This window comes from Candidatus Protochlamydia sp. W-9 (genome assembly GCF_001950615.1).
Taxonomy (GTDB): domain Bacteria; phylum Chlamydiota; class Chlamydiia; order Chlamydiales; family Parachlamydiaceae; genus Protochlamydia; species Protochlamydia amoebophila.
The window spans coordinates 1-6,420 of sequence record NZ_BCPZ01000023.1 but is presented as its reverse complement, the minus strand read 5'-3'; the positions used below and the strand labels follow the sequence as shown (position 1 = coordinate 6,420).

Here is a 6,420-nt window from a genome sequence, read left to right as displayed (position 1 = left end):
TGGATAATGTGAGTTAATATCCGAGCTAGGAATAGAACTTTCGTCATCAGAGCTAGAACTAGAACTTTCGTCATTCGTTGAGACTTTTTGACTTATCAAATCAACTTTTTTCTTACTATTTAAACCAGGTGGATTTGTTTGCCATGTCTGCGGACCCACACCCAGTGTGGCTAAAAATTTATTTATACTAAGCTCTCGTTTTTCAGCATCTGAATTTGGATAATGTGAGTTAATATCCGAATTTTCATATCTAGGTCTAGTATTAAGCGTGGTATTTGAATTTCCACCAAACATTAAGGCCTCCTCTAACTTTTTATTATAAGCATTTGTATACAACCTAATAAATTTTAAATATTAAGTTAATGTTTTAAATCTATTTTAATAAATTGTATAATTAAAATTTAATAAAAATATTATATTAAATCATCTATAATAAATCTATCCAAAATTTTGCAATTAAATCTATTAAGTTTTCAGCAGAGTAATTAAGGCACTATTAGAAAGCTTAATCTGTCTCCAAAATTTAATTCTATTAATCCCGCGCTGTTTCAAACATTTGATTATACCCTCCAATATTGTCAAATAAATTTTAATACATAAATATTCTATTTTATGGCATACATACTCTAATAAATAAAAATGCAGGATTGCGCGGCAAAACATTAGTTTTAATTTCTCTAATCCATCTGCGGGATTAATCACGGGTGTATTGATGACTTATTTTCAAAAATGATTATTTCACTGAATTTGAAAAGAAATATGATGAACAAATTTACCTAATTTATTTGAGGCTCAACATGAATTCAACTGATTCCTCCCTTTTTCCTCAGGAAATTTTATATCGTATATGGGCTTTTTTAGGACCTAAAGACTTATGCCAATGTGAGCAGGTGAGTAAGTTATGGAATGGGCACATTTTGACCCCTTTTACAAATTCTGCTACGGGAAAAGAAACTTCTTTGTGGAACGAGCTTTATCGAAAAATCTTTGCTAGTGATTCGGAAAATCAAAGGCTGTATTCCAAAGAAAACTATAAAGAATCGGTATGTGATGAGAAGAAAATAGCTTGCGAACTATGGCTAAATTCAGAAACTATTATATCTTCTGAATCGGAAAATCAAAGATTATATTCCAAAGAAGATTCCAAAGAATTGGTATGGGATGGGAAGAAAATAGCTTGTGACTTATGGCTAGATTCAAAAACTATTATATCTTCTGAAAAAGTAAAAGCTGTAAATGCAGCCGCTCTTTATTTATATCATGAAGGATTTGAATTAGATGGAGCTAAAGCCGATGGCGATTGTTTTTTTCATGCTTTTTTAAACAGCTATAAGACATTACCTGGACAAAATATCGCCTTGCTAAATGAGCAATCAGATAAAATTTCTTATTTAAGAAAAACGCTTGCTAGTCAATACGAGAGATCCCCGTTAGGATCAGAAAATAAAAATAGGGTGGAAGAGATCAAGCAAGGCGGAAATTGGATAGTGGCAATGGATGAGGGCGACTTATTAGCACGAGCTCTTGATATTCCAATAAGAATTTTAACAGTTAATCAAGATCAATCTGTTTGCGGGCTCAACGATATGCTTACGTTTAAACAAGGAGATGAAACAATTCGGCAAGTTTGGCAAGAAATCCCTGAGGAAAAAAAAAATAAAACATACATTTTTATTGTAGATTTAGGGGGGCACTTTGTCTCCGCTAAAAAAGCATTAAATAGCAGTTTACCACAAGCATCTACCTTATCTTTCCAAAAAAAAGTGCCAGCAACGCCTACTCAATCTAGTGGACATTCTCATATTATTAATGAAGATAAATTCTCAAAGCCAGGTTACTTGAGCGAATTAAAAGTTAAAGAAAATGCAACTTACCAAAATTTACCGGGTGGTTTTAAGTGGAAAGCCATTCCTATGTTTTCTGTGATCGCAGGTAAAAATGGGGTAGGAAAATCGAATCTTTTGCAAGCGATCTTATTTGGATGTTTAGACAATCAACATATGATTAGTATTTCGAACAATAATTTTCAAATCTGCTCTTTACAAAATACGGATCAACTCAAAACATTAAGAGTTGATGTAGAAAATAAATCCAAAGGTGAATTGAACGCAGAATTAGAGAAATTATTTCAGGACTTGAGCAAATATGCAGTAAATAAATTGTTGCAAAGAGAATCGGATACTTCTTCTGCTCAACCATTGTTTGATGAAGTTATTGAATCCGCTCTTCAAGAAATGGACAAAAAAGATTCTAATTCTTTTTCTTTTTCTAGTTTTGACCGTGAATTAAAAAGGCAATTTAATAAAAGAAATACGCCACATATTGCAGACTATAGTTCTATTTTGCAAGCGGCAAACCTGATATTTGACAAGTTATTGGATAAAATGCTAAGCGAGACAAAGGATAAACAAGAGTCTGTTAAAAGAATTTTTGCGGAAATAAACAATTACTTAGTTAAATGTAATTTTAAATATATTTTGTCTGAAAAAGACTTTGTCTGGGATATTAATAATGCTCAATTTAATAATATTAATTTAACATTTGCCAACACAGCTCCCTGGATGAAATATCCTTTGACGGTTCCTTTAAGTAATATATCTTCAGGGGAAAGAATTGTACTTCTTGTACTTCTCTGGCGATTCGATCAGCGTAATATCCAAAAAGAGAGTGTTATCTTATTAGACGAACCAGATGCGCATTTACATCCTAGCATGGTAAAAGAGGTCATCGATGTAATTAAAACAAAATTAGTTACAGAACTTGGAATCCAAGTGATTATGACAACCCATAATCCGACAACGGTTAGTTTTGTTCCCAAGAAATCTTTATTTATCCTAGAAAATGAACCACCTGATTTTAATCCTACCATCAAGCCTGTTGCAAATAAGAGACAAGCAATGAATATTTTAAGTGGCAATTTGGTTTATGTGAATGAGCCATTTGCAGTGGTGTTTGTCGAGGGAGATAAAGATAAACAGTTTTATTCAATTCTAGCGAAACGATTAAACGATACGCGTAAGGTAGAATCTCAAATGATTTTCAAGGTGCATGGTTCAGGAAATCGAGACGATCTATCCAGTTGCGGTGTCATCAAGTCACTTATTAAAAAAGTAGCGGGGCAAAGTAGCGAACCTTTATCTCCATTTGTTTTTGGTCTAATTGATGGTGATAACCGTAATCTTGATATAAAGGATCCTAGAAATTTAAAAGCGTTAAAACGCTACAGTTTAGAAAATTATATTTTGGATCCTATCCATTTATTTTTATGCCTCAACTTTATTCGTGAAAATTTTAGCACTGATTCCGATCTGCAGCCTCATGTAAAGGATTGCATGGAAAAATTTACAGCTCTAGTTTCATCTTTACCGTTGGCAGAAGAATCAATCGAAAAGCAGATGAGTGATCCTAATTTTTGCCAACAAATCATTAATATTTTTTATAATCGTGTGCGAGAAGAATGTGAAAAAGCTCTTTCATGCAGAGACCAAAATTTTAAAGTTTTAGCCAAGCTTATCCAAACTCAAATAGACGTATGTGAAGCAATTTTAGAAAATAAAGAGCCATCCGGAAAATTAGTTGATACGATAAAAAGAATTAAAAAAAATCCTGGAAAAGTCCTCCTCTTTTTCAAAGAATTTTTAGAAAGCTTACAAAAAGAATTCGAACAAGTAATTGAAAAAACGAACTGCGATATATTTAACATCGCAGGAAATTTATATTTTGATGAAAAAAATATAAACTTATTTGGAAAAAATCCAGACAAAGAAGCTGTTGTCAAAACATTGAAAAGTTTTTTTGAAGATCGAAAAGAAAGTGCTGATAAAAAATATAAAGGGGATTGGGTTAAATTAGTAAATTGTTTAGGGCAACGTGATACAAAAATCATGAATGAATCAAATATAATTGATTGGGATAGTACAGAGAAAGAAGATGTGCACCTAATTTTAAAAAATCAAATAATTACCGAACATGAATTACAATATCCTAAATTTTTGCTTTATTTTAGAGGACACAATTTGCAAACATGCTATGAAAAAATATTAAAAATCCCCCATGAGCTTATCAATGATTTTGTTTGCATTTTGGACATGATGCAAAGCATTTTAATTCCGAATGATTTATTAGAAATTTATTCTTCAATGAAAGCTATCGTTGAAGAAAAAGAGATAGAATCCAAAGCAGAAGAAAATTCAGGAACTATTCCTTTTTTCGCTAAAGTGAAAAATGATATTGCTAAGGATAAACAACGCAAGGAAGAAAAGTTAAAGCATAAACAAGCGGCGGAAGATAAAGAAAAAGAAGGCATAAATGAAGATGTTTTTGAAAATTTTCTTTTTGGCTCGGCAGATGATTTTGAAGACTCATAGACTTCAATAAGAGCATAAATAACCTATTTGGAATCTTTAAGACGAGTAAGTTCTTTGGTAAATAAGCTTCGACTCGAAAGCAAATCTCTTTAAAGAAATCGGTAGAAAAATAGAATTCCTTAAAGCTTTTCTTAGAAGCGTTTTAAAAAACAGTGGATTATCGAAGCTATCGTTGAGAAGCTTGAGCGAGAAGAATATCAATTTAAAGTATTACTTAAAAAGCTGCTTAAATCCGCTTCCAAAGAGCCCTACTAACAAATAGCTTTATGCAAGTGGTATATAATAAAACAAACTAGAGATTGTCATCATTCCAGTAATTATTGTTTATAATTTAATTGTTATTTCGATTTATTATTCTCAATAAATTATTTATCAGATTGTTCTGAAAGGATTTTAAAATTTGTAAAAAACGTTATAATTATTTTCTCCCTCAATCTCTATTAGCTTATGTTTTTTAGAAAATAGATAAAAAATATGAAGGAAGAATTGAAATAAAGAGAAAATATGTAGATATTTTGTTTATGTCATAAATAAAAGATCTACTAAGCTTAGTTATACAAGTTTAGCTAAGTTAAAAAATTAATTGAATATTTAGTAAGAATAAAATTTTGATTATATAATTTAATAGCTCCTTCAATAGGGTAAGTATTGTTCGATAAATAATATGTCCCTATTGATATTGCCAATGTTCGATAAAATTTTTTTTCCCCATCATTTTTGTATATATTATTAATATGAGGATTGGGACTAATCGCATAAGTAATTTCAGAATTTGCTATTCCTTTCTTGTAAATTGTAATCCACCTATTGCCTTTTCCTTCGCCTACTTCTCTACAATGAAATGTAGCAAGTACTTTCTGTGGATTTTTTGGATCACAAATCCTTACATCTTCATTTATCCTTGGCTTCTCTTCTACATCTCCTGATCTTATTATTAAAGATGACCAATTTACAATTCTTGTTGCTAAATGCTCTATTTCGATTTTTGAAAGGATATAATTAGCATTGCCGCTACCTTCATTCTGTGCCTGCACAAGTATTGCGTAAAATGCATTCATTGTTAGTCCTTCACCATTCCCCTGGTGCATAATGTTGACATATCCATTCCGCAGAGACATTCTAGGGGCTCCAGATTCCCCAGGATCTGTTGTTTGAGAAAAGACAAAATTTCCTGGCATAGCATAAGGTTTACTCTCAGAAGTAAAAAGCTTTACATACTTATTTAAAGATAAACCTTCTGTTTTATGATACATTTGAATCGATTCCTCTACATCGCTGTCTGAATCTAAAGAGACTGGATTGAATCGGCCTCCTTCCACCCATAAGACAGCGAAATCTAGCCCACAATACCTAATTCCATCAAAAATAAGTTTCCCTGTTCCAAAAGTTCCTCTGATCTCTCTTTCTTCTAAACAGTGTCGACATGTCAGTAGAAGATCTGGAGCTATGGCAAAACAATTTCCTTGAAACGAGCCCCAGCTTCCGTAAATAGGGTAGGTTGCACAATAAAGATTGTCTATAAAAGCTCTTATAGTATCGTCTTGCATCGATTTGTATTCACCAACTCGCATTTCTGCTTTATTGAACTCATTATTGTCGGGGTAAGGAATGGAATAAGGCTGTAAGCCACTGGAAATCGGCCACATATTAATATCCTCCTCAAAAAAATTTATTTAATTTTAGACTATTACATTTAATGCTTAACTATTTTTATTTTTTTGATTACTAAATCATTTAAATTTGTTTTTTAACAATTTTAAATTAAAAAAATATCTGTAAAAGTAAATAGATATCATACTTCAAATTAAAATTAACATTTTAAAATTGGGATAATAGTAGATGAGAAGAATTTCAACATTTTGGAAGTGTTCATTCAAACCATTTGACCCATCTTGAATCTGTCAAAATCTGCGTAAATAACCTGAATTTTGAATTTATCTCTTTGATAATAAATAAGAAGAATAAAATTTAAATGACAAAGGACCTCTGCATCATTTAAAACATTTGTTTTCCCAAGCTAATGTTTAATATGACATGAGAGGTCAAAATGGAT

The 6,420-nt window shown here is 31.5% G+C and carries 2 protein-coding genes and 1 pseudogene; 1 reads left to right on the top strand and 2 read right to left on the bottom strand.

Annotation, left to right across the window (positions count from 1 at the left end; all coding sequences use genetic code 11):
* Positions 1–294: pseudogene (locus tag BU804_RS00715) on the bottom strand (alpha/beta hydrolase); the annotation flags it as partial.
* Positions 295–797: 503 nt separating this feature from the next.
* Here BU804_RS00715 and BU804_RS00705 point away from each other — a divergent pair.
* Positions 798–4,367 carry an AAA family ATPase gene (locus BU804_RS00705; RefSeq protein ID WP_075882589.1) on the top strand — a complete coding sequence of 1,190 codons (3,570 nt, stop codon included), beginning with the start codon at positions 798–800 and terminating at the stop codon, positions 4,365–4,367.
* A gap of 566 nt (positions 4,368–4,933) precedes the next feature.
* Here BU804_RS00705 and BU804_RS00700 read toward each other — a convergent pair.
* On the bottom strand, positions 4,934–6,013 hold the full coding sequence (locus BU804_RS00700; protein ID WP_075882588.1) for a serine protease: 1,080 nt from the start codon (positions 6,011–6,013) through the stop codon (positions 4,934–4,936).
* Positions 6,014–6,420 lie beyond the last annotated feature (407 nt).

What these genes read in the sequence shown, in the direction of transcription:
- BU804_RS00705 (WP_075882589.1), top strand. Translation starts at nt 798, where the DNA reads ATGAATTCAACTGATTCCTCCCTTTTTCCTCAGGAAATTTTATATCGT.
- BU804_RS00700 (WP_075882588.1), bottom strand. Translation starts at nt 6,013, where the DNA reads ATGTGGCCGATTTCCAGTGGCTTACAGCCTTATTCCATTCCTTACCCC.